The sequence below is a fragment of the Mycobacterium sp. 852002-30065_SCH5024008 genome, assembly GCF_001665645.1.
GTDB lineage: Bacteria > Actinomycetota > Actinomycetes > Mycobacteriales > Mycobacteriaceae > Mycobacterium > Mycobacterium paraffinicum.
In genome coordinates, this window is the sequence record NZ_LZSZ01000097.1 from 42,129 (window position 1) to 66,897 (window position 24,769).

Here is a 24,769-nt window from a genome sequence, read left to right on the forward strand (position 1 = left end):
CACCCCGCCCTTGCCGCAAGCCCCCCGGTGCGCTATAGGTTGAGAGTGGGAGGGCAATAATTCACGTACGGTCGCGTAGCGCCTCGATTGCTCGGTAGATCCGCTGCTCGCTCACCGGTCGCGGGGTGCCCAGCTGCTGGGCCCACAGGCTCACCCGTAATTCTTCGATCTGCCGCCCAAGGTCGCGGACGTCGGACGCCGCCTGCCGCGCGGGTGGCAGCGACTGTGTCAAATCGTCGTAGGCGCGCTGCACGGCGCGTACCCGCTGCATTCGCTCCCGGTCCGCGTCGATCCCGTGCGGCAGCCTCTCGAGGCGCCGGCGGATTGCGCTCAGGTAGCGGGTGAGATCGCCCAGGTGGGCAGTTCCGGTGGCGGCGACGAACCCCGGCGCCAACAGTCGATCCAGCTGAGCGCGGACGTCGGTGATCGCGTCGGACTGCGCGGGCGGCGGCCGGCCGGGCAGGGCGAGTTGCACGTCCTGCGCGGCGGCCAACACCTGCTCCACGCGGGCCACGATGTCGGCGGTCGCGGACACGAGCGCCTTGCCCACCCGCTCGCATAGCGCGGCGAACTCCTCGCGGGTCCACACCGGCCCGGGTACCAGCGTGTCCCCCGCGGCGTCGGCGCAGTCCTCGAGCAGCGCGGTCAGCGAGCCGTCCGGGTTGGCGCCGAGCGCCAGGCGGGTCCGTGGGCTCAGTTGTCGCTCAACGGCTTTCACCGGCGACGCCACGCTCAGCCGCACCAACCGGCGCATCCCGAACCCCAGCGCGTTGTCCCGCTCCGCGGGCGTCGCAAAGACCCGCAGGTCGACCGCGCTGCCCGCGTCGACGAAGCCGGGGAAGCCGCGCACGGCGCGCCCGTCGACCGTTCGCTCGACGACACGCGGCAGCACGTCGAGGTCGTCGGGCCAGGTGCGCAGGCCCGCCCGTTCCAGCCCGCCGGCGACCGCCCCCGCCACGGCCTGACGAGCGGGCGCGGCCAGCCGTCGTTGCAACGCGTCGAGGTCCTTTCCGCGGGCGACCTCGGTGCCGTCGGGGGACTCGACGGCGAAGGTCACCCGCAGATGCCCCGGTAACTTGTCGGGGTCGAACGCGTCGACGGGCACCAGAACGCCGGTGCGACGGCGCAATTCGCGCTGCAGCGCCTCCAGCAACGGCTCCCCCGCCGGGTCGATCCCTGCCAGCACCGCACGGGCGGTGTCGGGGGCGGGAACGAAGTTGCGGCGCAAGTCTTTTGGCAGTGAGCGGATGAGCGCGGTCACCAGCTCCTCGCGCAGCGCCGGCACCTGCCAGGCGAACTCGTCTCCGCCCAACCGCGCGAGCACGTCGATCGGCACGTGCACCGTGACGCCGTCGTCGGCGGCACCCGGCTCGAACCGGTAGGTCAGCGGCAGCGTGACGTCGCCGGAATGCCAGGCGGTCGGCCGCTCGGCGTCGGCGGTGTCGCCGGTGCGCAACAGGGCGTCCCGAGTGAAGGTCAGCAACTCCGGTGTCTTGTGGCGCTGCTTCTTCCACCACCCGTCGAAGTGCCGCGCGGAGACGACTTCGGCCGGGACGCGGGCATCGTAGAGCGCGTAGACCTCGTCGTCACCGACGAGGAGATCGCGTCGGCGGGCGCGCTCCTCCAGCTCCTCGAGCTCGGCGCGCAGCCGCGCGTTGTCGCGAAAGAAGTGGTGGCGGGTCTGCCAGTCGCCCTCCACCAGCGCGTGCCGGATGAACAACTCCCGCGCCATCGCCGGCTCCACCCGGGCGTAACCGACGCGCCGTCGCGCAACCAGCGGCAGGCCGTAGAGCGTTACCCGCTCGTAGGCCATCACCTCGCCGCGCCTGGCGTCCCAGTGCGGTTCGCTGTAGGTGCGCTGCACGAGGTCGCCCGCGATCCGCTCGACCGCCTCTGGCTGGATGCGCGCGGCGGTGCGCCCGTACAGGCGGCTGGTTTCGACCAGCTCGGCCACGACCACCCAGCGGGGTGGTCGTTTGGTGAGCGCTGAGCCCGGTGCGAGGACGAATTGCGAGTTGCGCGCCCCCAGGTACTCGCGCCCGTCCTCGCGGCGCATGCCCACGTGCGACAGCAACCCGGCCAGCAGCGCCGCGTGCACCTGCGCCGGGTCGGCGGGTTCATCGGATGCGGTGCCTTCAACGATGCCCAGGTCGCGGGCGATGCCGCGGAGTTGCCCCACCAGGTCCTGCCACTCGCGGATGCGCAGGTAGTGCAGAAACTCATCTCGGCACATGCGGCGAAATCCGCTGCCCGTCAGCGTCTTCCGCCGTTCGCCTAGGTAGCGCCAGAGGTTGAGGTAGGTAAGGAAGTCGGAGTTCTCGTCGGCGAAGCGGGCATGCTTCTGACGGGCGGCCTCCTCGCGGTCGGTGGGCCGCTCCCGCGGGTCGTGGATGGTCAGCGCCGCGGCCAGCACCAGCACCTCCCGCACGCATCCCTCGGTGTTGGCCTGCAGGATCATCCGGCCCAGGCGCGGGTCGACCGGCAGGCGGGCCAGGCGGCGGCCGAGGTCGGTGATGGCGCCCTCGGCGTCGAAAGCTCCCAACTCCTGCAGCAGCTGCACGCCGTCGCGCACACTGCGCCGGTCCGGCGGGTCGAGAAACGGGAAGTTCTCCACCTCGCCGAGCCGCAGTGCCGCCATCTGCAACAGCACCGCGGCGAGGTTGGTCCGCAGGATCTCGGGCTCGGTGTAGCGCGGACGGGCCGCGAAATCCTGCTCGGAGTACAGGCGGATGCACACGCCGGCCGCGACCCGGCCGCAGCGGCCCGCCCGTTGAGCGGCAGAGGCCTGCGAGATCGGTTCGATCGGCAACCGTTGCACCTTCAAGCGGCGGCTGTAGCGCGAGATGCGGGCGTTGCCGGGATCGACGACGTAGCGAATACCCGGCACCGTCAGCGACGTCTCGGCGACGTTGGTCGCCAGGACGACCCGGCGCCCGGTGTGGGGCGCGAACACCTTCTGCTGCTCGGCGGTCGGCAACCGGGCGTACAGCGGAAGCACCTCGGTGTTTCTCAGTCCGCCCAAAGCCTCGGCGGTATCCCGGATTTCGCGTTCGCCCGAGAGGAATACCAGGACGTCCCCGGCTGGTTCGGCCTCGAGCTCAGCGATCGCGTCGACGATCGCCTCGACCTCGTCACGGGTCTCGGTGCGCACGATCTCGTGGTCTGGGTCGTCGGGATCATCCTCCCGGCCGCTTGACACGGGGACTTCCAGCGGACGGTAGCGGATCTCGACCGGGTGCGTACGCCCGGACACCTCGAGGATCGGTGCACCGCCGAAGTGGTCCGCGAACCGTTGCGGCTCGATGGTCGCCGAGGTGACGATCACCTTCAGGTCCGGGCGGCGCGGCAGCAGCTCGCGCAGGTAACCCAGTAGGAAGTCGATGTTCAGGCTGCGCTCATGGGCTTCGTCGAGGATCAGTGTGTCGTAGCGCAGCAGCCGGCGGTCCCGCTGAATCTCGGCGAGCAGGATGCCGTCGGTCATCAGCTTCACCAGGGTGCGGTCGCTGACCTGATCGGTGAACCGGACCGTATAGCCGACAGTCTCGCCGAGCGGGCCGCCCAATTCGTCGGCGATGCGCTGCGCGACCGTGCGGGCGGCCAGCCTCCGGGGCTGGGTGTGCCCGATGGTTCCGCGGACGCCCCGGCCGGCGTCAAGACAGATTTTGGGCAGTTGCGTGGTCTTTCCCGAACCGGTTTCACCGGCGACGACGACGACCTGGTTCGCCCGAATCGCGTCGGCGATCTCCTGCCGCCGCCCGCTGACCGGGAGATCGGGATAGCTGATGGCCGGCACCGCGGCCTGCCGCATGGCGACGAGCGCCTCGGCCCGGGTGATCTGCTCGGCGAGCTGCCGCAGCTGGTCGGGTTTGGCTCCGCGCAGGTTCTTCAGGCGCCTTCCGAGGCGTGCGGCGTCGCGGGCTGTCAGACCGTCAAGGCGGGTGCGCAGTTCCGCGACGGACAGTTCGGCCACTCGGGCCAGGGTAGGCGTGCGGTCGCCGTGGGCCGTTCGCCGAGCGTGGGCCTACGAACGAATTCGAGCCAGTTTTCATACGTAGGGCCCACACTCGGCGCCCTAGGGTGAACCCATGAGTCTCGTCACGTATGAGCTTGACGACCACGTCGCCACCATCACCCTCAACCGCCCCGAGGCCCGCAACGCCATCAACGGGCCTCTGCGCCAGGACTTGAACGCGGCGTGGGAGCGGTTCCGCGACGACCTGGACGCGTGGGTCGCGATCCTGACCGCCAACGGCAACGTCTACTGCGCCGGCGGCGACCTCAAGGACGGCGAGGGCTCGGTGGGCACCTTCGGCGGCACCTTCTGGGAGAAGCCGACGATCAACTCCTTCGAGTCCGGGATGGAGTTGTTCAAGCCGACCATCGCCGCCGTGCACGGGCCTTGCATCGGCTACGGAGTGACCGGCGTGCTCTTCTGCGACTTCGTCATCGCCAGCACCGAGGCGACCTTCTGCTTTCCGGAGGTGTCGATCGGCGTGCCCACCATCGTCGGGGCCATCCGGCTGCCCCAGCGGGTCGGCTGGGCCAACGCCATGGAACTCCTCCTGACCGGCAAGCCCATGAGCGCCGAGCGGGCCAAGGAGATCGGCCTGGTGTGGAAGCTCGTAGAGCCGGACGACTTGCAGGCTGAGGCCCGGGCCTGGGCCCGGACCCTGACCGAGGCCGCTCCCCTGGCCCAGCGGGCGACCAAGGAAGTGGCGTGGCGGACGGCGGACATGGGCTGGATCGAGGCCGTTCGCTTCGGGGAGACCATGCGCAAGGTGGCCGGGGCGACCGAGGACGTCGCCGAGGGGCTCCGGGCGTGGGCCGAGAAGCGCAAGCCCCAGTGGCGCGGCCGCTAGGAATGGGTGAGCGATTGCGTGCCGAGCTGGGCATGGTCCGTGAGGGCGGTGGGCCCGGCGCCGACCATGCCGAGATCGCGCTCGGGGACGGGCCGATCAGGCGGCGACTGGAATCGTCGATCCGCGCGCTGGCCGAGCACTGCGGCCCGCGGAGCAGCATCTGCCCGTCGGACGCTGCCCGGGCCGTGGGTGGCGAGAACTGGCGCGAGCTGATGCCCGACGCGCGTGACGTCGCGCGGCAGCTCGCCAGATCGGGTGACGTGGAGATCACGCAGCGCGGCACCGCCGTCGATCCCGAGGGCGACTGGACCGGCCCCATTCGCATCCGGACTACCGCCGACTGAGAGCTTCCGTTGCGCCGCAACATGATTCGGCGGTATGCGTTCGCTTCCTCGCCCCAGCGTCAACCGGTGGGACCGCTGCGGCCGGTGATGTGACAGGATTTCGGCATGAGTGGACGCAGATTTGGTCGCATAGTTGGTGTGTCGGTGGCGACGACCTGGGCTGCGCTGAGCATCCCGGTCTGGGAATCGTCAGCCCTGCCCACCGCTGCCGCCGACGCATGCTCCGACGTCTCGGTGGTCTTCGCCCGCGGCACTCATCAGGAGCCCGGTCTGGGCAACATCGGGCAGGCGTTCGTGGACTCGCTCACCTCGCAGCTCGGCGGTAAATCCGTCGACGTCTACGCGGTCAACTATCCGGCCAACGACGACTACCACAACAGCGCGAACGCCGGATCCACTGACGCGAGCACGCACATCCAAGACACCGTCGCCAGCTGCCCGAACTCGAGGATCGTCCTCGGCGGATACTCGCAGGGCTCGACGGTGATCGATCTGGCGACCAACGCGATGCCGCCCTCGGTCGCCGATCACGTCGCCGCCGTCGCCCTCTTCGGCGAGCCCAGCAGCGGATTCTCGTCCATGTTGTGGGGCGGACAACCACTACCGACGATCAACCCGGCGTACGGATCCAAGACAATCAGCCTGTGCGCCCCCGACGACCCGATCTGCTCCGGAGGCGGCAACATCATGGCGCACGTCTCCTACATCGACGCCGGAATGACCGCCCAGGCCGCGACGTTCGCGGCCAACAAGATCAACCAGGGGCCGGCGCCGCGCGTCTGAGGCGCGCGCCCGTCAGTCGTTCGCGCGTTCCTCTTGCCGCTGCCGCTTCTCGGCGGCCGCCAGTTGCGCGACGCGGTCTGCCTCGGAGCGCTTTTCGGCGGCGTCGCCCAGCTTGTCCTCGGCCTCGTCGATCTTCGCCGCCGCCGCCTTGGACGCAGCCTTCTCGGCGGCCTGAGTCCTGGTCTCCACCTGGCGTTTAGCCGACTCGACCGTCCGCTTCTGCCTGTCCGCCGCCTCGTCGGCGCGCCGCTTCGCCGCGGTGCTCTGCTGCTGGGCCGATTGCGCGGTTTCCCGTTTGCGTTGCTCGGCGGCGTTGCGGGCCTCTGTGATCTCCTGCTGCGTGGCCGCCTGCGCTTCCTGCCGGTCCTCGATCGCCTCGTCGCGGGCGCCCTTCAGCTTCGCGTCGGCCTGTTCCTTGCGGGCCGCGGCCTTCGCGTCCAGCTGCGCCGCGCGGCCCAGCGCGTCGCTGCGCTCGACGAGCGCCGTCCCCCGATCGACCAGCTTCGGGTCATCGAGCACATTGCCGACCGTGGTGTCCAGCATGCCGAGCGAGCGCTCGAACAGCAGCCGCGCGGGCGCTTCGGTCGGGATTCGGGTGACGACCCGGTCCTCGATGACCTGCAACGGGAATCGGGCCAGCTGGTAGTGGAACCGCAGAACTGCGAGCGGGACTTCGGATATTCTCATCAACTTCTCCTGTGTGTGGCCCGCCGTCAGGGCAGGTCGGCTTCGTCGGTCACGTTCTGGGCTTGACGTCGCAGGCGGTCGGCCTCCGACTCTTCGTTGCGCGCCACCTGGACCGACGTCTGGTGCTCGGCGACGGCGTCGATGATGTCCTCCGACGCTTCACGGATCTCGGCGCGCTCTTCGGCCTTCGCTCGCTGCGCTTCCCGCTGCGCGTCCAGCTCGGCCTGGGTCGTCTCGGCGGTCGCCCGCTGCCGCGCGGCCTGCTCGGCGGCCCGCTTCTGAGCCGCCGCCTGGGCTTCGATCGATTCCTCGGCGGCGACCGCTTGTGCGTTTGCCGCGACGCGCTCTTGGGCGCCCTGTACCTTGGCCTCGGCCGCGGCGTCCTGCGCCTGCTTGGCCTGCGCCTCGGCGACGGCCTCCATCGCGTTCGCTTCCTTGCGCTCGTGCGCCTGGGTCTGCTCGAGTTGCCCCTCGGCAGTCAGCGACTCGTTGCCGGTAACGGCCCCGACGACCTCTTTGGCTTTGCCTTTGACCGAATCGATCAGGCCCCTGCGCGCTTCGTCGGCTTTGTTCTGCTCGCTCATCGAAAATCTCCTTGCGGCCTTTAGCCAAGAATTGCGTGCGTTCGTGTCACGCCAAGTGATTCCACCGATGACGCCGATCAAACCCGCATGTGACCTGCGTCACCCACGCGTGGAGCCGGATGGGCGGCCCGGGTGTTAATGAATTCGCCAGCGCTGCAACAAAATTCGAGTCTGGTGCGGTTGTCGCGGATGGGCGACACTCATCGCGGTACAGGCGCGGGTGGCCGATCGACTACGGTCGACCGTATGTCGAAAGCCTCCGGTAACGACCTCATCGACGACGTCACCCCTGGCGACTTCATCGCCGTCGACCGTGGCTCGGGCGAACAGCCCTACAAGGTGGTGTTCAAAGACTCCACCGACGCCGGTTACACCGTCACCTTCCAGGGCGACGACGGGGAGACCTTTCAGCTCGACCTGCCCGCCGGCACCACGGTGACGAGGTCGCTGGAGTCGAAGTGGGAATCCGTGCAAAGTCCCACTCCGCACTCGGAATCCTAGGTACTCGGCTTCCAACCGCCCGGATGCTGCTCATACGCGACGCGATCGCACGGCGGGCGCCGCTGATTGCCCAGTAATCGCAGCATTCCGTTTGGGCGCGTTCTGGGCGGGAATGCAACGTCCCAACGGAGCGGCGTGAGTTGTTCGAGAACACGGACGACTGCGTCCGGGTGGCGATGCGACCCGGCATGAAAGCCGGGTGAGCGACACCGAAAGCCCAGGAAAGGACGGGCGTCAGCGATGACAGCACAGCCCCCTAATCCCGACCCGGTACAAACGCCGGGGCTCGAGGCCGGTGGCGGCGTCCCACCGGGATCCACTCCCCCTGCGGCGCCGCAAACAGCGGGCCTGGGTGAGCACCAACCGCCGCACACCGGGCGATTCACCCCCAGTTCCGTACTCACGGTGATCGCCGTTTGCGTCTTCGTCGTCGTCTTCCTCGCGGTAGCGGTGCTGCTCGTCATGAAAATGGTTGGGGCGTCTTAAGATGACCGTCACCGCTGACGATGTCCGGCGGCTACTCGACTGCCAAGATGAGCAAGCCGCGCTGGTCGCGATCGAGGGCCGCATAGACGTGGCCTCGCCGGCGGAGTTGGATGCGCCGGATTACCGTGGCGCCCTACAGATCGCGACGCGCCAAGAGGTGCTGGACCGGGCCGGGGGCGCGCAGCTGTCGGAACGCGAGCTGGCCGAACAGGCCGAGGAGCTCGACACTGCGCTCCGCAATTTGGGTGCCTGACACTCGCTGCGACCGCTGCAGGAAATCTCCGCGAACTCCGCAGCCGAAGGCCGCAGCGAAGTAGTCTGCCCGGAAGGGGGCTAGTAGCCGACGGGCGGAAGGTCGGATCATGCGGCTGGTCGTCGATCTCAACAAGTGCCAGGGATACGCGCAGTGTGTCCCCCTGGCCCCCGACGTCCTGCAGCTCGTCGGCGAGGAAGCGCTGGCCTACGACCCCAACCCGAACGACTCCCAGCGCCTGCGCGTGCTGCGCGCGGCGGCCTCCTGCCCGGTGCAGGCGATCATCCTCGAAGTGGATCCGCCCGCTGACCGGGACGCCCGGTGAGCACCGCTTCCCTCGTCAGCCAGCTCGTCGATTCGTTCAAGTCCGATGGCCGAATCGTTATCGTCGGCGCCTCACTGGCCGGCCTGCGTGCGGCCGAAACGTTGCGGCAGAAAGGGTTTCGAGGCCCGCTCACCATCATCGGTGACGAGCCGCATGAGCCCTACGACCGCCCGCCCCTGTCCAAGCAGGTATTGAAGGGTTGGGTGCCCGCCGACCACACGAAGCTGCCCCGCCTGAGAACCGTCGACGCGGACTGGCGGTTAGGCGTCGCGGCGGTGGGATTGGACCGGTCCAACCGTCAAGTGTTGCTGGCCAACGGCGAGAAGGTCGACTACGACCGGCTGCTGATCGCCACCGGGACCAGGGCCCGGCCATGGTTCAACCCGGAGGAGGCCGCCCTGACCGGTTTGTTCACCGTGCGCACCCGCGATGATGCGGCAAGGTTGGCCGCCGCGCTGAAGGACCGACCCCGCCGGGTCCTCGTCGTCGGGTCCGGTTTCGTGGGTTCAGAGATCGCGTCGGTCTGCCGGGACCTCGACCTGCCGGTGACGGTCGCCGAGCGCGGCAAGGCGCCGCTCGCCGGCGCGCTCGGCGGCGTGATCGGCGATATCGCCGCACGAATGCAGATCGAGGCCGGTGTCGACCTGCGCACGGGTGTGGCGGTCGACGGCCTCGACGGCGACGCCGACGGCCGCGTTTGTGCCGCCCGCCTCTCGGACGGCACCCTGCTGGACGTCGACGTGGTGGTCGCCTCGCTGGGATCGATCCGCAACGTGGAATGGCTCGACGGCGCACAGCTGGCGAGTGGCTTTTGGGGAGTGGCGTGCGACGCCGGCTGCCGCGCGTTCGACATCAACGGTGTGGTGACCGACAACATCTTCGTCGCCGGAGACGTCGCGCGCGCGCCGCATGTCCTCTACGAGTACCAGTTCATGTCCCAAGAGCATTGGGACAACGCAGTTTTCGGCGCCGAGGTGGCGGCGAACAATATGATCAGCCTGGAGCTGGGGCGCCGGCCGCACCTGCCGCTGCCGTCGTTCTGGTCCGGCCAGTTCGGCGTCAACATCAAAAGCGTCGGAGTGTGCTCGTTCGGCGACGAGATCGTCTTCACCCAGGGTTCGATCACGGAACGCCGCTTCGCGGCCGCCTACGGCTACCGGGGTCGAATCGTGGGGGCGGTGACGTTCAACCATGGCAAATGGTTGCCGTACTACGCCTCGCTCATCGAGCGGTCGGCGCCCTTCCCGCCGCCCCCGCCGGGATACGACCGTCCGGTCATCTTCGAGCCGATGCCGGCCCGGTTCCCCGATCCCCGCGAACCGACCGCCATGCCCGACGTGGTGCTGACCGGACACGACCCGACCTCGCGTGGTGCCGAATTCCGGCCCCGGGTCCGCTGACGGTAGGAGACGACGATGGACGCCGCAACCGCCTGGGCCGAAGCGATGAAGTTCGGGAACCGCCCGAACCCCTACCCTTATTTCGAGGAGCTGCGCAGGACACCGGTGGCCAAGGTCGCCGACAAGACCTACGTCGTCACCGGCTATCAGGAGCTGCTCGCCTTGGCCCACGACCCGCGGATCAGCTCCGACATCAGCCGCAGCCCGGCCGGCGTCGGCGGCGACAAAAGCGAGCCCGAACCCGGTGGCGAGCACATGCAGGCCTACGGGCGCGAGGCCAGCATCATCGTCTCCGACCCGCCCGACCACGACCGGGCACGCCGTCAAGTGATGCGCCACTTCGGCCCGCCGCACTCCCCCGGCCTGATCCCGAGCATGGAACCGTTCGTCGTGCGGCTGGCCGGCGACCTGCTCGACAAGGTGAAAGCCCGCGGCGGCACCCGGCTGGACGTTGTCGAGGACTTCGCCTACCCGATCCCCGTGGCCGTCATCTGCAAGATCCTCGGCGTGCCGGTCGAAGACGAGCCGATGTTCCATGCGTGGATCTTCGACTTCATGATGGGCGCCGACATGGGTCCCGAGGGCGACACCGACAAGGGGCGCGCCCTGGCTGAGAAGGGCCGTGTCAGCACCGCGGCGTTGCTGGACTATCTGGGCGGCTTGGTGAAGAGGTACGCGAAGGCCCCCGGTGACGGCCTGCTGTCCAAGCTGCTGCACGACAACGGACCCGACGGTCCCATGTCGGTCAGGGAGGCGACGTCCAACGCCATGCTCCTGCTGATCGCGGGCCACGACTCCACGGTCAACACCATCACCAACTGCGTGATGACCCTGCTGCGCAATCCCGGCTCGTGGGATCTGGTGCGCGACCGCCCGGAGCTGATCCCGCGCACGATCGAAGAAGTGCAGCGGCTGCAGTCGGCGGTGCAATTCTTCCCGAGCCGCAGCGCCACCGCTGACATCGAGGTCGGCGGGACGGTGATCCCCGCGGGGTCGGCGGTGCACCTCATCTACGCGGCGGCCAATCGGGATCCGCGTCGGTTCGACAGTCCGGATCGCTTCGACCCGCTCCGCGAAGACAACGAGCACTTCGGTTGGGGCAGTGGCATCCACACCTGCATGGGCGGGCCGCTGGCGCGCCTGGAGGTCAACCTGGCGCTCGAGACGTTTCTACGGCGCGTCGATTCTCCGGAATTGGTGGTCGACCCGCCGCCGTATCGCCACAATCAAGTGTTCCGCGGGCCGCGTCATCTCTGGGTTGACTTCGCGGCGATCGCCGATTAGACCCTTACCGGCCGATCGTGACGCGGTCACCCACGCGGATGACGCCCTGCGCCAACACCGCGAGATAAGCACCCGCGCACGGCTGAGCGCCGTGACCGCCTGTGTCCCAGCGGTTTTCGGCTGCCGGTGTGCGGAGCGCCTGCGGCGCGCGCGGCAGTGGGCCGTGTTCGAGCGTCGGCACGACGCACCGTGATGTGGCGGTCAGGACCCGCAGCCGCGCGTCGCCGACGGCGATTTCCGAGCCAACCCAATCGTTTTCGGCGTAGGGCGGGTAGTCCGGCGGCGTCGTGATCACCAGGTTGGGCCGGTACCGCAGTGCCTCGACGCCGATGTGCTCGAGCGTGGCGGTGGTGATCGCGTGCAGCGGGGCCTCGTCGGTGAACGCGTCGCCCGGGGTCGCCTTTGCGATCTCGAGAATGCGGCCGCTGACCTCGGCGTCCAAGCCCAGCTCGAGCAACTTCTCCGGGTCCGGACGCACCAGCGTGGCGCCCTCGGGGCGCTGGGCGATCAGGCGAACCGGTCGACCCATCAGCCGCGAAAGCAGGTCGTCGATGCCCGGGTCGTCGACCGTCACACTGGTGCCGTCGGGCAGCGCGATGTTCACCCGACCGGCGTCTGCATTCGCGGTGCACTTCAGCAGGCCGCGCCACAACCGGGCGTTCTTGGCACTGGCGACATGCCCGGTGGCGGCGTCGAGCAACGCCAGCCGCCGGTCGCCTTCGGCGCCGTGCTCGTCGACGAACATGCTGGGCACGGATTCTCCGAGCATCGACTTCACGGGGTAGCGGAGCAGGCTGTGCACCTGCATGTCCACCGCGGCGAAACCTGAAAAGGCCGTCGAATCCTCCACTGCCCATCCCCACTCGGCGAGACCGCACCAACTATCCCGCTCAGCGTATGCGGGAGGGGCGCTAAAACCGGTGGTGGGTCAGGAAGCGATCAGCCCGGGCAGTAGGTCGACTCCGCCGCGCTGACCCAGCCGGTCATGTCCGAGAACGAGAAGCCCTTCGAACTCATGCTGGAATGCAAATCGGCCGCGATCGCATCCGGTGTTTTGCCGGCCATCCGGTCGGCGCAGACTGCGTGCCCCATCGCGATCATGTCGGAGTCACTTCCCGACGACCAGGTGAATCCGAGGTTGTGCAGCTTCGCGAGGTATGCGTCGTCCGTGCTGTCGGCCGAAGCAATGGCGGTGGTTGCGGTGAGGGCAGCGCCAACCATGACGGGAATTGTCAGTTTGGCCAGCCAACGCGGTGCAAGCATTTCGTGCCCTTCTTTTCTTTGTCGGTGTCGAGGTGGGGTCAGTATATGAGTGAGCGATGCCGCGAATATTAAAACTAAGAAAATTGCTGCGGCCAGTGCGTAACCGGCGGCGGGGACCACATTTGCGGGACCTGAGCGTGAGTATCGAGCGCACAAGCACGGCCGGCACGCCTGCCCGAAAGCCGGCGCTCAGCCAGGAGCCGCGGTGACGACAATCGATTCCTGTCCGGTTTGCCAGCCGGTCACGAAGGTTGGAATGGTGACCTGTTCGTCGGGGTGATCGGCGCCCGGGTCGTTGAGGTGGATGATCTCCCTATTGGTGTCGATACCGGTGACGACCAGGAAGTGATCGGCCTTGGTCCGCTGGTCGCTGGTGTTCCAGATGACGGCGGAGTTGACCCAGGCGATCACCTTGCGATTGCCGGCGAGGTACCGCTTCAGTGCGGGTAGACCGGTCTGATCCGGATGCGCCACGTAGGTCATCTCCGACTTGATGCCGTAGTGGTCGAGTAGCACTACCGCATCGGCCATTTCGATGCCGCCGTCGCCGTTGCTATGGCTCGGGTCGTCGCGCGGTGCGTAAATGGGGCCCGGATTGGTCTGTGAGGGCGTCGACTCCGCCAGCTTGATCATCTGCTGTTCCGTCGGTGCCTGGCCGGTGATCTCGCCGACCACGTCGGCCACCGACATCAGCCCGCAGTTGTCCTCCAGCGACTGTGGCTGCCAATACTTTGCGGCCGCGGCGGGATCACCGTAGGTGCCGTCTTCGATCGACGGCTGTGCGCCGGCCGGCTGCGTCGGCGTGGGATTGCTGGGGGCGCTGCTGACGATGGCCGACGACGCGTTCGCTCGCGGCGTCGAGGGCGGCGCAGGGCGGCACGATGAAACCAGGAACACACCGGCCACGCCGACGCACGCGGCGACCACCGCGGTGCGGGCCGTGGACGCCGTCGTGAAAGTGAACATGAGCGCTCGCGAAGTTCGACGAAGAAAAGCTTGGGAGCGTGCAAACGGTAACACTTCGGCGCGCCCTTATAGGCGAATAATGCCGCGCCGGTGACGCGGCGCTTACGTGCTCAATAATTCAAAGGTTTCGGCCGATATGAACCGCGAAATGACGCCTCAACATACAAAAAGCATGCGAAACAATTGCCCGTGACATCTGTCGATATTGGACGTCTGTCTGCAGGCGGCAGTGAACGCAACGCGATCACCTATCGCCCTTTTTGACTATCAGTGTGGGAGCAGGCGTTGCTTTTGCTCGTTGAATTCGTCCTCCGTGATGATTCCCGCGTCGCGCAGGGATGCCAGCTCGCGCAGCTCTGCGGCGATGCTGGTGATCGGGCCGCCCGCCGGAACCTGCGGTGCCGCCGTGCCATCCTGCGTCGCCTTTTGCGTTGCGGCCCTGAGTCGTTCGGCACGACCCGCGACACCCGCGCCTGTCGTACCGGCCATGGCGCGCCCGGCCATGCTCGCCGCGGCCATTTCCCCGAACAGGCTTCCGGAGCTGCTGGACGAGGCCTGCGCGGCGGCGCCGACGGTGGTGGAGGGCAAGGCCAGGGCGGCGGGCCGTACCGCGGGGGCGGCCGCCGCCCAGCCCGGGGGCACCGACAAACCGCCGACCATGTTCGCCTGGCCCAGGCTCGCCGTTGCGGCCGACCCGCCCGCGAGATTGGTGATCACGGGGAAGGGCGTGGGGGGCACGGGCGCAAACCCGGGCCAGGACTGGACCCCTGCCCAGCCGCTGACGATGTCATCGGTGTGGAAACCGGTCAGGGCGCCGGAAACGTCGTAGGGCAGCGCTACTACGGCGGCGGCGAGCCCCGCCGTCCCGACTTCTGGGTCGACGAACACCGCACTCAGGTCGGCGGCCAGGCCCAGCAGGTCGCGTCCACCGAAGCCAAAGTCCAGGGGGCTTGCAAGGTTGAGCAGCGCGTCGGGCGTCGCGTTGAAGGCCTGCTGGGTCGGCGAGAGGGCGCTCTGCACCTTTCCGGCCGAGGTGCCGGCGGCCTGGTTGAGGGCGGCCGCTTGCCGCACCGACCCGCCCGAATCAGTGCTCTCTTGCGGCGAGGCGAACGGTGTCAGCCTCGCCGCCGCAGCCGCCGACGCCGCGTAGCCGTACATGGCCCCGGCATCTTGGGCCCACATCTCCGAGTACTGCGCCTCGGTGGTGGCGATCGCCGGCGTATTCTGTCCCAAGATGTTCGTCGCGATCAGGGACATCAGCAGGCTGCGGTTGGCCGCGATGACGGGCGGCGGTACCGATTCCGCGAACGCCGCTTCGTAGGCGGCGGCCGCGGCTTTGGCCTGGCCGGCGGTCTGTTCAGCCTGCGCGGCGGCGGTCCGTGTCCAGGCCACGTACTGGGCGGCCGCGGCGGACATCGCCGCCGCCGATGGCCCCAGCCAGGGCCCGCCCGTCAACGCCGTGACCTCCGCCTGATACGAGTCCGCCGCGGAATGCAACGCGACGGCGAGCGCGTCCCAGGCCATCGCGGCGGCCAGCATCGGCGCCGCCCCCGGCCCGGTATACATCCGCCCGGAGTTGATTTCCGGAGGTAGTGCTGCGAAATCCATGAGTCGTCTCCTCCGGGCGGTTCAACGGTGGCCACAGTGTTAACGGATCGTTGCTGGCCGTAGTGGGATTGCCCAACGGACAGCAAACAAATCTCGATCCTTTTAAGTAGTACAGGTACCGCGATGACGGTTGACCGAGCCCTGCCCCCTAGCCGCGGAGCCTTCGCGGCAGACGCTCGAGCATGGGCGGTGACCAGGACTTCTACGACGTTGGGGTGTCCCAGAGCACCGATAAGTTACCTCCGTGTGGCGGCGAAACCCGTCAACCGCACCGGACGCGCCACGCCTGAGTCGCCCGGCACCGGCGGGGTCCGGGTCCGGCGGCCCGACCTGGCCGGTCTGCTTGGATCGATACCGTCACCGCGAGTTAGGTCGGAGTGAATGAAATTTGTGCTGGCAGCGTACGGGAGTCGGGGCGACGTCGAACCCTGCGCCGCCCTCGGCCGCGAGCTGTCGCGTCGGGGTCACGACGTGCGCATGGCGGTACCGCCCGACAGGCTCCCCTTTGTCGAATCCGCAGGTCTTGAGGCCGTCGCCTACGGGCATGACACGCGAGAGCAGATAGATGCGGCCATGAATTTCGTTCGCCGCGTGCAGGATCCGATCAGCGCGCTACCGCATGTCGCCGAGCGGGTCACCGAGGTGTGGGCGGAGAAAACCGCGGCGCTGAAGACACTGGCAGAGGGTGCCGACCTGCTGGTCGCCGGCATGAACGAGCAACGTCTTGCCGCCAACGTCGCGGAGTTTTACGGCATGCCGTTCGCCGCGGTGCACTTTTTCCCCGCGCGGGCGCTGGAACTCGGCGGAGTCCAGGCGCACATAACGAACGTCGCCGAAGGCGCGCAACGGGAGGCGCTTGGCTTACCCGAAGCCGCCCGATCGTCCACCCGACAAGTGTTGGAGATTCAGGCCTATGACGCGCTCGGTGTGCCCGAGCTGGCGGACGAATCGGCGGAATCAGGGCATCGACGGCCTTTCGTGGGGCCGCTGACCCTGGAAACGCCGACCGATATCGACAACGAGGTGTTGTCATGGATCGCCGAAGGACCGCCGCCCATCTACTTCGGCTTCGGCAGCACGCCGGTCACATCGCCTCCCGAGACGGTCGCAGTGATCAACGGGGCCTGCGAGCAGTTAGGCGAACGGGCGTTGATTTGCAGCGGCCCAAACGATTTCACCCACCTCGCGCGGGCCGGCCATACCGAGATCGTAGATGCGGTCAACCACGCGGCGATCTTTCCGGCATGCCGCGTGATTGTGCACCATGGGGGCGCCGGTACTACCGCCGCGGCCATGCGGGCCGGCGTTCCCATGTTGGTGCTCTGGCTCTGGCTCGATCAGCCAATCTGGGCATCCGCGGTAACCCAGCTGGGAGTGGGCATCGGCAGACCCTTTTCGGAATCGACCTACGATTCACTAGTCGCGGATCTGAGCTCCCTACTCGCCGGGGACCACGTCACTCGCGCCCGCGAGGTCGCCGCCCAGATGACCAAACCCGCCGAAAGCGTCGCCAGGGCCGCCGACCTCGTGGAAGACGCTGCCCGCACGGACTGATCGACGCGCAGGTCCGATCAGTGGTGCAAAGCGGCCGGGTCGTGTAGAAGGTTCTGGTGCAAGAACCACCCCCTGGCTCTTTCGACCCGTCCGTGCTTTACGAAGCGATGGTCAGGCGGTTGTATCGCCGTTCGTCGGCCGAAGGTCACATCAGGGTGCCGGCCGTACCGAGCCTGCTCGACGAGTACGTCCAGTTATGCGGCAACCTCTGTGCCACGCTGGGCGTCTGGCACACGCCCGAACAGTCGTCTGAGCTCAGGACCACGCTGGAGGCCGAGCTGTCGAAGGGTTTCAAGGCCTCTCCCCGTTCGGACATCGTCATCTCGTTTTACGCGCCGTTCGGGATAAGCGTGAACATCCGTGCCAAAGCCGAATGGCGGACACTCGATGCCGATTACGACGAGTGGGTGGCGGTCCGTCCGCCGCCCCTGTTCGGCACCGAGCCCGATGCGCGGGTGTTGGCGCTGGCCGCCGAAGCGGCCGACCCGACGGCTTGCCGCGTGCTCGATGTCGGAGCGGGGACCGGGCGCAACGCCCTGCCCCTGGCCCGCCGCGGCCACCCGGTGGACGCGGTCGAGATGGCGGCGAAGCTCGCCGGCGTCATGCGCTCGGAGGCAGAGAGCGAATCGCTGAGCGTGCACGTGATTCAGAGCGATGTCTTCACCGCGATGGAAACCGTCCAGGAGAAATACCAGCTGATGGTCCTCTCCGAGGTGGTGCCCGACTTCCGAACGACGCACGAGTTGCGGGGTGTCTTCGAGCTCGCCGCCGAATGCCTCGCTCCCGGCGGGCGTTTGGTGTTCAACGCCTTCTTGCCCCGCGAGGGCTACGTCCCCGACGACGCGGCGGTACAACTCGGTCAGCAGTGCAACACCATGATCTACACGCGCGACCAGATGACGACCGCGGCGGCCGGGCTACCCGTCGAGCTGGTTGCCGACGACTCCGCCTACGAATACGAGAAGGTCCACCTGCCCGAGGGTGCCTGGCCGCCCACGGCCTGGTTCGAGGGATGGGCCACTGGCCTCGACGTGTTCGACGTCGACCGCGACCACTCGCCGATCGAGTTGCACTGGCTCGTTTACCGAAAGGTGGACTGAGTCCAGCGCGTCGAACGTGTATGTACTGCGAGAATTTGGCGGAATTTTCGCGCTGAGTGCACGTTCGGTGCGGGATTCACGCGGTCAAATCGCGGGTGGCCGGCCCCTCCAGCAGGGTGCCGTCCGGGGCGAAGCGCGACCCGTGCAGCGGGCATTCCCACGCCTGGTCGGCGTCGTTCCAGTTCACGATTCCCCCCAGGTGGGGGCACACCGGCGACACCCGATGCTCGGTGCCGTTAACACGGCAGCGTGCCTCCAGGCGCCACGGCGGCCCGCTGACCACACCGCCCTCGTCTGCCCCGGGGCTGCGGCGACCGGTGCGCAGCAGCGGGGTGACCCAGCCCTTGGCCAGGTCGAAGCCCACCTCCAGGTTGGCCTGCATTGCGGTCGGGATGCCGGACAACTCGTGCGGGCTCCAGCTGGCGAACGCGCGTGCCCAGTCCATCCGCCCACCCAGGATGCGGCTGGACAGCGCCAACGCTGCGGCGGCGCCGTTCGTCATGCCCCACTTGTTGAATCCCGTTGCCACGAAAATGGTTTCGGTCCGGGGCAGGATGGGCCCGACGTAGGGCAGCTTGTCGATGGGCGTGTAATCCTGCGCCGACCAGAAATGCGTCTGCTCGGCACCCGGATAGTGCTTGCGGGTCCACGACGCCAGTTCCTCGAGCGCCTTCGACGGGCTCTTCTTGCGCCCCACGGTGTGGCCCGCCCCGCCCACGATCAGCCGCTCCCCGTCCGCGACGGGCGCGTAGCGCACGGAGCGGGTCGGCGAGTCGGTCGAGATCATCATCGGTCGCGTGATGTTGCCGGGGACCTTGAACGCCATGCAGTAGGACCGGCTCGGCTTGACGCGCGCGAAATATCCGCCGCGATCCAGGATCGGGATACCGGTGGCGAGGACCAGTTGCCCGGCTTGGAGCTCCACGTCGCGCTGGGTGGCGTCGTTGACGTGCACGCGCACGCGTTCGCCGCGGCTCGACACCCGCCGGACTCGCGTGTGCTCGACCAGCCGCCCGCCGCGGTCGAGCAGCTCGGTGGCCAGCGCGTCCAGGAACGGCATGGGATCGAACTGCGCCTGGTCGGGCAGCCGCACCCCGCCGTGATACGGGAACGGCACGCCGGCGTCGTCGTCCCAGACGGCGGGCAACCCCACCGCCTGGCAGGCCTTCAGCTCCAGGCGCGCGGACGGCACCCCTTTGGCGGACTGGGCATAGGTGTAGGCGTCCTCGCGCTGCACCGGTATGCCGTGCGACTCGCAGTATTCGACCACCCAGTCCTGGCCTTCGCGATTCCCGTCGACGTAGGCGCGGGCCAATTCCCTGCCATGCCTGGGCAGGATCTTCGACAAGTGGGTGCTCTGCAGCAGGCTGATCTTCGCGGTGGTGTTCCCGGTGGCGCAGGCTCCCACCGTGCGCGCTTCGAGCACCAGCACGTCCTTGCCGGCGCGAGCCAGCAGAACCGCGGTCATCAGCCCGGTGATGCCGGCGCCGACCACGATGACATCCGCCGGGCGGGAACCCTCGTCAAGCGTGCTTGCGGCCCAAGGCTGTTCGGCCCGATCGGCCAACCATAAAGACGTCACGCGTGGCCTAATACCCCGGCTGGACTCAGGGAAACACCGCCGCGGGCTGACGGACGCTGTCAGCCCCGCTTCAGCTGCGCTTTCGCCTCCTTGACTGATTCTCCCGCGGCGCGGCTGGCTTGCTTGGCCCGCTCGTAGTGCGCTTCGGCGCGTTCGAGTTCGCGCTCGGCGGTTCGCACAGCCGCGAGCGCCTCTTCACGGCGCTGCCGGGCCGCAGTGCGCTCCGCCCGGCGCTCCGAGAGCCTGGCCTCGGCGTCGGCCTGCTCGCGCTCGGCGGCTGTCACGGCCGCGGTCAGCTTCTCGAGCCGGCGCTGCACCGCCGCGGCGCGCGGGGGCTGCTTCGCCGGTTGTGGCCGCGACGGCACGGACCGCTCCTTCGCCTTCCCTGTCCGCGCAGCCGTTACGGGCGCCGCGGCGCCGAAGTCGGCGAAACCCGACCACTGCTCCGGTCTGGCCAACCGGCCGAGGCGCTCCCTCACCTCGGGGTCGGCGATGGCCGCTTGCAGCGTGCTGGTGATGTCGTCGCGCACCGCCGAGGATGGGTTGCTGACGTCGGCGGCCTGCAGTGCGGCTCGAGTGAGCTCGCCGACGAGCTGGTGCTGCTCGGCGGACAAGTCCCGGATACGAGCGCCGTCCATCGCGGCGTGCGCGGCGCGTAGTCGGTCACCCAAGTCGGTCAGGCGCCGTTTGGTGTCGGCGTCGCGCAGCGCGAGCCGGTTGACGATCCATGCCGCGGACGTCGGTTTGTTGGCCGCGGAAATCCGTTTGGCGCCGGCGTCGTCCCCCCGGCGCTTGGCCGCTGCGGCTAACTTGGTGCGCTGCGCCGTGAAATCCTTCGGCGGCGCCGCGTACAGACTGTCGAGTTCGTCGTCGGCCATGACGCCATAATCCCCGCCGTTGCGCCGGTCGGTTTAAAAACCGCACGTCCGTGGCACCTGATGGACAACATCGTCCTGCTGGGCAGCGATTCGACCCGGCAACCAACAGAACGCAAGGATCCGACAGCTCAATGATGTCCAAGACGAGTGACCGGTCCGTCCACCGGATCCTCGCGGATCGCAAGGCCCGCCGATTGCTGATTGCCGCGCTGGTGGTCGTCGCGGTGGTGGGCGCCATCGTCGTCGCGGCATCGCTGGACTGCTTCGGTGGTGGCTGCGGTCACCGCAGCTCCTCGCCGAAAACCTCCGGGCCGGCGCAAATCACGATCACGCCGGGGCCCGATGCGCGCGACGTCGACCCGCTCGCGCACGTGATGGTCAAGGCCGACGCGGGAACGCTGACCGATGTCCGCATGGTCAACGAGAGCGGCAAGTCAGTGCAGGGCGTCACGACACCGGATAACACCGTATGGAAGCCCACCGTCCCCCTGGGCTATGGCCGCACCTACACCCTGACGGTCACCAGCCGGGGCCCCAATGGCGTTGCGTCGACGCAAGTTTCGTCCTTTTCGACGCTGAAGCCGTCCAACCAGACCAAGGTCTCGTTCACCACCACGTCGGAGGCCGCCCTGAAAGACGGCGGGACCTACGGCGTCGGAATGGTGGTCGTGGCCCACTTCGACGAGCAGATCGCCGACCGCGCCGAAGCCGAGCGGCATCTGGCGGTGACCACCGATCCCAAGGTGGAGGGGTCGTGGTTCTGGGTCGACGACCAAACCGCCCACTGGCGGCCGGAGCACTACTACGCGCCGGGCACGACCGTCACCGCCGAGGCCAAGATCTACGGAATTGGCTTGGGCGGCGGACTGTTCGGGCAGGATGACACCAAGGTGTCCTTCCGGATCGGCGACGCGCACGTCTCGATCGCCGACGACGCCACCCATCAGGTCAGCGTCTTCAACAACGGAGCCTTGGTCCGCACCATGCCCACCTCGATGGGGATGGGGGGCACTGAAGACGTCGGCGGCAAGAAGATTTCGTTGTGGACGCCGTCCGGTGTCTACACCGTGCTCGACAAAGGCAACCCGGTCGTCATGGACTCCTCGACGTTCGGGCTGCCCAAGAACTCCCGTCTGGGCTACCGCGAAACGATCAACTACGCCACCAAGATCAGCACCGACGGCATCTATCTGCATGAGCTCGACGCCACGGTGTGGGCCCAGGGGCATCAGGACACCTCGCACGGATGCCTGAACCTCAACGCGGACAACGCGAAATGGTTCTACGACTTCTCCGTGCCGGGTGATGTGGTCGAGGTCCGCAACAGCGGCGGCCCGCCGTTGACACTGGCGCAGAACGGCGATTGGACGGTCAGCTGGGACGACTGGCGCAAAGGCAGCGCGCTGAAGCCGACCTGACACCAGCGTGACTTAGTTCATTCGTCACCGAGAGTTGTGCCCCACTTCACAGTAAACTCTTGACTCGTTCCAGATAAGTGCGTCATATTGGTGCAGTGTCCTCGACGGCCGATTACGCGGAGCGACTGCGGATGGCCGATCTCCGGGTGACCCGGCCCAGGGTCGCCGTGCTGGAGGCGGTGGACGCTCACCCGCATTCGGACACCGAGACGATCTTCTCGGCGGTGCGCGTAGGCCTGCCCGATGTTTCCCGCCAGGCCGTGTACGACGTCCTCAACGCGCTGAGCACGGTGGGTTTGGTCCGCCGGATCCAGCCTTCCGGGTCGGTCGCCCGCTATGAGTCGCGCGTCGGCGACAATCACCACCACGTCGTGTGCCGGTCTTGCGGCGTCATCGCCGACATCGACTGTGCGGTCGGCGAGGCGCCCTGCCTCACACCGTCCGACGACAACGACGTTCTGGATGGCTTCGTCTTGGACGAGGCCGAGGTCATCTATTGGGGCGTGTGCCCCGACTGTTCGACTGCAGGTTCCTAGACCGCAGCCCAATCACCCCTAAGAAAGGAATGCTGTGCCATCCGATATCTCCGAAGGTCGGCCGCCCCATGACGACAGCAAGACGGCTAGCACCAGCGAAAGCGAAAACCCCGCAATCGCCTCCCCCAAGCCGAAATCGAATGCGCCCCTGACGAACCGGGACTGGTGGCCCGACCAGGTCGACCCGTCGATGCTGCAGCCGCACAACCCCCGGTCCAACCCGCTGGGCGACGACTTCGACTACGCCGCCGAGTTCGCCAAGCTCGACGTCAACGCGCTCAAGGCCGACGTGATCTCGGTGATGACCACCTCGCAGGACTGGTGGCCCGCCGACTACGGCCACTACGGCGGCCTGTTCATCCGGATGAGCTGGCACGCTGCCGGCACCTACCGCATCTTCGACGGCAGGGGCGGCGGCGGCCAGGGCATGCAGCGGTTCGCCCCGCTCAACAGCTGGCCGGACAACGTGAGCCTGGACAAGGCCCGCCGGCTGCTGTGGCCGGTCAAGAAGAAGTACGGCAACAAGATCTCCTGGGCGGACCTGATCATCTTCGCCGGTAACTGCGCCCTGGAATCGATGGGATTCAAGACCTTCGGCTTCGCGTTCGGCCGCGAAGACGTCTTCGAGCCCGAGGAAACCCTCTGGGGCGAGGAGGACACCTGGCTGGGCACCGACAAGCGGTACTCCGGCAAGCGCGACCTCGCCGAGCCCTACGGAGCCACGACGATGGGTCTGATCTACGTCAATCCGGAAGGGCCCGAAGGCAAGCCGGACCCCATCGCCGCGGCGATCGACATCCGCGAGACGTTCGGCCGCATGGCGATGAACGACGAGGAGACCGCCGCGCTCATCGTCGGCGGGCACAGCTTCGGCAAGACGCACGGCGCCGGCAGTGGCGATCTGGTCGGACCCGAGCCCGAGGCCGCTCCGATCGAACAGCAGGGGCTGGGCTGGAAGAGCTCGTATGGCACCGGCGTTGGCAAGGACGCCATCACCAGCGGCCTGGAGGTGGTCTGGACGCCGACCCCGACCCAGTGGGACAACACCTTCCTGGAGACGCTGTACGGCTACGAGTGGGAGCTCACCAAGAGCCCCGGCGATGCCTGGCAGTTCGTCGCCAAGGACGGCGCCGGTGCCGGGACCATTCCCGACCCGTTCGGCGGGCCGGGTCGGGCGCCGACGATGCTGGTCACCGACATCTCGATGCGTGAGTCCCCGATTTATCGCGACATCACGCGGCGCTGGCTGGACCACCCCGAGGAGCTGACCGAGGCGTTCGCCAAGGCCTGGTACAAGCTGCTGCACCGCGACATGGGACCGATCAGCCGCTACCTCGGGCCGTGGATTCCCGAGCCGCAGCTCTGGCAGGACCCGGTTCCGGCCGTCGACCACGAGCTGGTCGACGAAAAGGACGTCGCGGAGCTGAAGAGCAAGGTCCTCGGGGCGGGCCTGTCGGTTCCCCAGCTGGTCAAGGCGGCCTGGTCGGCGGCCGGGAGCTACCGCAACACCGACAAGCGCGGTGGCGCCAACGGGGCGCGGCTGCGGCTGGAGCCGCAACGGAACTGGGAGTGCAACGAGCCCTCCGAGCTCGACAAGGTGTTGCCCGTGCTGGAGAAGATCCAGCGGGACTTCAACGGCTCGGCTTCTTCCGGTGACAAGGGTGGCAAGAAGATTTCGCTGGCCGACCTGATCGTGCTGGCGGGCTCCGCGGCGGTCGAGAAGGCGGCGAAGGACGCCGGCTACGAGATCTCGGTGCACTTCGCGCCGGGGCGCACCGACGCCTCCCAGGAGAACACGGATGTGGAGTCGTTCGCGGTGCTCGAACCGCGGGCCGACGGCTTCCGCAACTACATCCGGCCCGGGGAGAAGGCTCCCCTGGAGCACCTGCTGATGGAGCGGGCATACCTACTCGGTGTGACCGCCCCGGAGACGACGGTGCTCGTCGGCGGCCTGCGTGCGCTCGGCGCCAATCACGGCGGCACCAAGCACGGGGTGTTCACCGACCGGCCCGGCGCGTTGACCAACGACTTCTTCGTCAACCTGCTCGACATGGGTACCGAGTGGAAGCCGTCGGAGACCGCGGAAAACGTCTACGAGGGCCGAGACCGGGCCTCGGGCGCGATCAAGTGGACCGCGACCGCGAATGACCTTGTGTTCGGGGCGAACTCGGTGCTGCGCGGATTGGCCGAGGTCTACGCCCAGGACGACAGCCACGGAAAGTTCGTGGAGGATTTCGTCGCGGCCTGGGTCAAGGTCATGAACAACGACCGGTTCGATCTGAAGTAACACCCGGATACCAAGCGGCGCCCCGCGGGCCATGGGCTCGCGGGGCGCCGTGCCTTAGGTCAGCGAGCGCG

General features: G+C 68.0%; 23 protein-coding genes. 14 read left to right on the forward strand and 9 right to left on the reverse strand.

The annotated features are described in order from the left end of the window. Positions 1 to 61: 61 nt before the first annotated feature. Positions 62 to 3,970, reverse strand: a complete 3,909-nt coding sequence (gene hrpA, locus A5781_RS13380) for an ATP-dependent RNA helicase HrpA (RefSeq protein WP_067206397.1) — start codon at positions 3,968 to 3,970, stop codon at positions 62 to 64. Positions 3,971 to 4,085: 115 nt separating this feature from the next. Between hrpA and A5781_RS13385 the strand changes: the two genes are divergently transcribed. The 3 genes from A5781_RS13385 to A5781_RS13395 all read left to right on the forward strand — a co-directional run bounded on the left by A5781_RS13385 (position 4,086) and on the right by A5781_RS13395 (position 5,986). Then, the gene (locus A5781_RS13385) at positions 4,086 to 4,859 is read left to right on the forward strand and encodes an enoyl-CoA hydratase/isomerase family protein (RefSeq protein ID WP_067206400.1); all 774 of its coding nucleotides are present in this window, start codon (positions 4,086 to 4,088) and stop codon (positions 4,857 to 4,859) included. Between the two features lie 2 nt (positions 4,860 to 4,861). After that, positions 4,862 to 5,203 carry a DUF3253 domain-containing protein gene (locus A5781_RS13390; protein ID WP_082939332.1) on the forward strand — a complete coding sequence of 114 codons (342 nt, stop codon included), beginning with the start codon at positions 4,862 to 4,864 and terminating at the stop codon, positions 5,201 to 5,203. Between the two features lie 105 nt (positions 5,204 to 5,308). Then, the gene (locus tag A5781_RS13395; protein WP_067206404.1) at positions 5,309 to 5,986 is read left to right on the forward strand and encodes a cutinase family protein; all 678 of its coding nucleotides are present in this window, start codon (positions 5,309 to 5,311) and stop codon (positions 5,984 to 5,986) included. 12 nt (positions 5,987 to 5,998) lie between these two features. Here A5781_RS13395 and A5781_RS13400 read toward each other — a convergent pair whose 3' ends face one another. Both A5781_RS13400 and A5781_RS13405 read right to left on the reverse strand, forming a co-directional pair. Next, a complete protein-coding gene (locus A5781_RS13400; protein ID WP_067206408.1) occupies positions 5,999 to 6,673 on the reverse strand; it encodes an IF2 family translation initiation factor in 675 nt (224 codons plus the stop codon). Between the two features lie 26 nt (positions 6,674 to 6,699). Further along, complete coding sequence (locus A5781_RS13405; protein WP_067206411.1) at positions 6,700 to 7,257, reverse strand: CsbD family protein; 558 nt, start codon at positions 7,255 to 7,257, stop codon at positions 6,700 to 6,702. A gap of 246 nt (positions 7,258 to 7,503) precedes the next feature. Here A5781_RS13405 and A5781_RS13410 point away from each other — a divergent pair, with 246 nt between their 5' ends. From A5781_RS13410 to A5781_RS13435, 6 genes are all read left to right on the forward strand, one after another. After that, positions 7,504 to 7,758, forward strand: a complete 255-nt coding sequence (locus A5781_RS13410) for a hypothetical protein (RefSeq protein WP_067206415.1) — start codon at positions 7,504 to 7,506, stop codon at positions 7,756 to 7,758. A gap of 240 nt (positions 7,759 to 7,998) precedes the next feature. Beyond that, positions 7,999 to 8,244 carry a DUF6480 family protein gene (locus A5781_RS13415; protein ID WP_067206418.1) on the forward strand — a complete coding sequence of 82 codons (246 nt, stop codon included), beginning with the start codon at positions 7,999 to 8,001 and terminating at the stop codon, positions 8,242 to 8,244. 1 nt (position 8,245) lies between these two features. Continuing rightward, a complete protein-coding gene (locus A5781_RS13420; protein WP_067206422.1) occupies positions 8,246 to 8,497 on the forward strand; it encodes a hypothetical protein in 252 nt (83 codons plus the stop codon). 109 nt (positions 8,498 to 8,606) lie between these two features. Beyond that, complete coding sequence (locus A5781_RS13425) at positions 8,607 to 8,822, forward strand: ferredoxin (protein ID WP_067206425.1); 216 nt, start codon at positions 8,607 to 8,609, stop codon at positions 8,820 to 8,822. Further along, complete coding sequence (locus A5781_RS13430) at positions 8,819 to 10,222, forward strand: NAD(P)/FAD-dependent oxidoreductase (protein ID WP_067206428.1); 1,404 nt, start codon at positions 8,819 to 8,821, stop codon at positions 10,220 to 10,222. Before A5781_RS13425 ends, A5781_RS13430 begins: the two co-directional genes overlap by 4 nt. A gap of 15 nt (positions 10,223 to 10,237) precedes the next feature. Beyond that, positions 10,238 to 11,506: a cytochrome P450 gene (locus A5781_RS13435; RefSeq protein WP_067206431.1), complete on the forward strand. Its 1,269-nt coding sequence runs from the start codon at positions 10,238 to 10,240 to the stop codon at positions 11,504 to 11,506. Between the two features lie 4 nt (positions 11,507 to 11,510). Here A5781_RS13435 and A5781_RS13440 read toward each other — a convergent pair whose 3' ends face one another. The 4 genes from A5781_RS13440 to A5781_RS13455 all read right to left on the reverse strand — a co-directional run bounded on the left by A5781_RS13440 (position 11,511) and on the right by A5781_RS13455 (position 15,343). Then, complete coding sequence (locus A5781_RS13440; RefSeq protein ID WP_369817723.1) at positions 11,511 to 12,314, reverse strand: MOSC domain-containing protein; 804 nt, start codon at positions 12,312 to 12,314, stop codon at positions 11,511 to 11,513. A gap of 131 nt (positions 12,315 to 12,445) precedes the next feature. Further along, complete coding sequence (locus tag A5781_RS13445; RefSeq protein ID WP_231987364.1) at positions 12,446 to 12,727, reverse strand: DUF732 domain-containing protein; 282 nt, start codon at positions 12,725 to 12,727, stop codon at positions 12,446 to 12,448. A gap of 231 nt (positions 12,728 to 12,958) precedes the next feature. Next, complete coding sequence (locus tag A5781_RS13450; protein ID WP_067206441.1) at positions 12,959 to 13,735, reverse strand: C39 family peptidase; 777 nt, start codon at positions 13,733 to 13,735, stop codon at positions 12,959 to 12,961. A 267-nt stretch (positions 13,736 to 14,002) separates the two neighbouring features. After that, the gene (locus tag A5781_RS13455; protein ID WP_067206444.1) at positions 14,003 to 15,343 is read right to left on the reverse strand and encodes a PPE domain-containing protein; all 1,341 of its coding nucleotides are present in this window, start codon (positions 15,341 to 15,343) and stop codon (positions 14,003 to 14,005) included. Between the two features lie 381 nt (positions 15,344 to 15,724). Here A5781_RS13455 and A5781_RS13460 point away from each other — a divergent pair, with 381 nt between their 5' ends. Beyond that, positions 15,725 to 16,897, forward strand: coding sequence for a glycosyltransferase (locus tag A5781_RS13460; RefSeq protein ID WP_067206447.1), 1,173 nt, complete (start codon positions 15,725 to 15,727; stop codon positions 16,895 to 16,897). A 56-nt stretch (positions 16,898 to 16,953) separates the two neighbouring features. Continuing rightward, positions 16,954 to 17,997 (forward strand): bifunctional 2-polyprenyl-6-hydroxyphenol methylase/3-demethylubiquinol 3-O-methyltransferase UbiG, encoded by a 1,044-nt coding sequence (locus A5781_RS13465; protein ID WP_067206450.1) that lies wholly within the window; start codon positions 16,954 to 16,956, stop codon positions 17,995 to 17,997. A 76-nt stretch (positions 17,998 to 18,073) separates the two neighbouring features. On the opposite strand, the gene A5781_RS13470 is transcribed toward A5781_RS13465, so the two are convergent. Then, complete coding sequence (locus tag A5781_RS13470) at positions 18,074 to 19,579, reverse strand: FAD-dependent oxidoreductase (protein WP_067206453.1); 1,506 nt, start codon at positions 19,577 to 19,579, stop codon at positions 18,074 to 18,076. 59 nt (positions 19,580 to 19,638) lie between these two features. After that, entirely contained in the window at positions 19,639 to 20,457 is an 819-nt protein-coding gene (locus A5781_RS13475) for a hypothetical protein (protein ID WP_067206456.1), read from the reverse strand. A 131-nt stretch (positions 20,458 to 20,588) separates the two neighbouring features. Here A5781_RS13475 and A5781_RS13480 point away from each other — a divergent pair, with 131 nt between their 5' ends. From A5781_RS13480 to katG, 3 genes are all read left to right on the forward strand, one after another. Beyond that, on the forward strand, positions 20,589 to 21,875 hold the full coding sequence (locus A5781_RS13480; RefSeq protein WP_067206460.1) for an Ig-like domain-containing protein: 1,287 nt from the start codon (positions 20,589 to 20,591) through the stop codon (positions 21,873 to 21,875). 95 nt (positions 21,876 to 21,970) lie between these two features. Continuing rightward, complete coding sequence (locus A5781_RS13485) at positions 21,971 to 22,411, forward strand: Fur family transcriptional regulator (protein WP_067206463.1); 441 nt, start codon at positions 21,971 to 21,973, stop codon at positions 22,409 to 22,411. Between the two features lie 34 nt (positions 22,412 to 22,445). Continuing rightward, positions 22,446 to 24,698: a catalase/peroxidase HPI gene (gene katG, locus A5781_RS13490; protein WP_067206466.1), complete on the forward strand. Its 2,253-nt coding sequence runs from the start codon at positions 22,446 to 22,448 to the stop codon at positions 24,696 to 24,698. Positions 24,699 to 24,769: the final 71 nt, after the last annotated feature.

Bases quoted from the DNA above. Each gene is read 5' to 3' on its own strand.
- A5781_RS13385 (WP_067206400.1), top strand. From the start codon at position 4,086: ATGAGTCTCGTCACGTATGAGCTTGACGACCACGTCGCCACCATCACC.
- A5781_RS13390 (WP_082939332.1), top strand. From the start codon at position 4,862: ATGGGTGAGCGATTGCGTGCCGAGCTGGGCATGGTCCGTGAGGGCGGT.
- A5781_RS13395 (WP_067206404.1), top strand. From the start codon at position 5,309: ATGAGTGGACGCAGATTTGGTCGCATAGTTGGTGTGTCGGTGGCGACG.
- A5781_RS13400 (WP_067206408.1), bottom strand. From the start codon at position 6,673: ATGAGAATATCCGAAGTCCCGCTCGCAGTTCTGCGGTTCCACTACCAG.
- A5781_RS13405 (WP_067206411.1), bottom strand. From the start codon at position 7,257: ATGAGCGAGCAGAACAAAGCCGACGAAGCGCGCAGGGGCCTGATCGAT.
- A5781_RS13410 (WP_067206415.1), top strand. From the start codon at position 7,504: ATGTCGAAAGCCTCCGGTAACGACCTCATCGACGACGTCACCCCTGGC.
- A5781_RS13415 (WP_067206418.1), top strand. From the start codon at position 7,999: ATGACAGCACAGCCCCCTAATCCCGACCCGGTACAAACGCCGGGGCTC.
- A5781_RS13420 (WP_067206422.1), top strand. From the start codon at position 8,246: ATGACCGTCACCGCTGACGATGTCCGGCGGCTACTCGACTGCCAAGAT.
- A5781_RS13425 (WP_067206425.1), top strand. From the start codon at position 8,607: ATGCGGCTGGTCGTCGATCTCAACAAGTGCCAGGGATACGCGCAGTGT.
- A5781_RS13435 (WP_067206431.1), top strand. From the start codon at position 10,238: ATGGACGCCGCAACCGCCTGGGCCGAAGCGATGAAGTTCGGGAACCGC.
- A5781_RS13440 (WP_369817723.1), bottom strand. From the start codon at position 12,314: ATGCAGGTGCACAGCCTGCTCCGCTACCCCGTGAAGTCGATGCTCGGA.
- A5781_RS13445 (WP_231987364.1), bottom strand. From the start codon at position 12,727: ATGGTTGGCGCTGCCCTCACCGCAACCACCGCCATTGCTTCGGCCGAC.
- A5781_RS13450 (WP_067206441.1), bottom strand. From the start codon at position 13,735: ATGTTCACTTTCACGACGGCGTCCACGGCCCGCACCGCGGTGGTCGCC.
- A5781_RS13455 (WP_067206444.1), bottom strand. From the start codon at position 15,343: ATGGATTTCGCAGCACTACCTCCGGAAATCAACTCCGGGCGGATGTAT.
- A5781_RS13460 (WP_067206447.1), top strand. From the start codon at position 15,725: ATGAAATTTGTGCTGGCAGCGTACGGGAGTCGGGGCGACGTCGAACCC.
- A5781_RS13475 (WP_067206456.1), bottom strand. From the start codon at position 20,457: ATGGCCGACGACGAACTCGACAGTCTGTACGCGGCGCCGCCGAAGGAT.
- A5781_RS13480 (WP_067206460.1), top strand. From the start codon at position 20,589: ATGATGTCCAAGACGAGTGACCGGTCCGTCCACCGGATCCTCGCGGAT.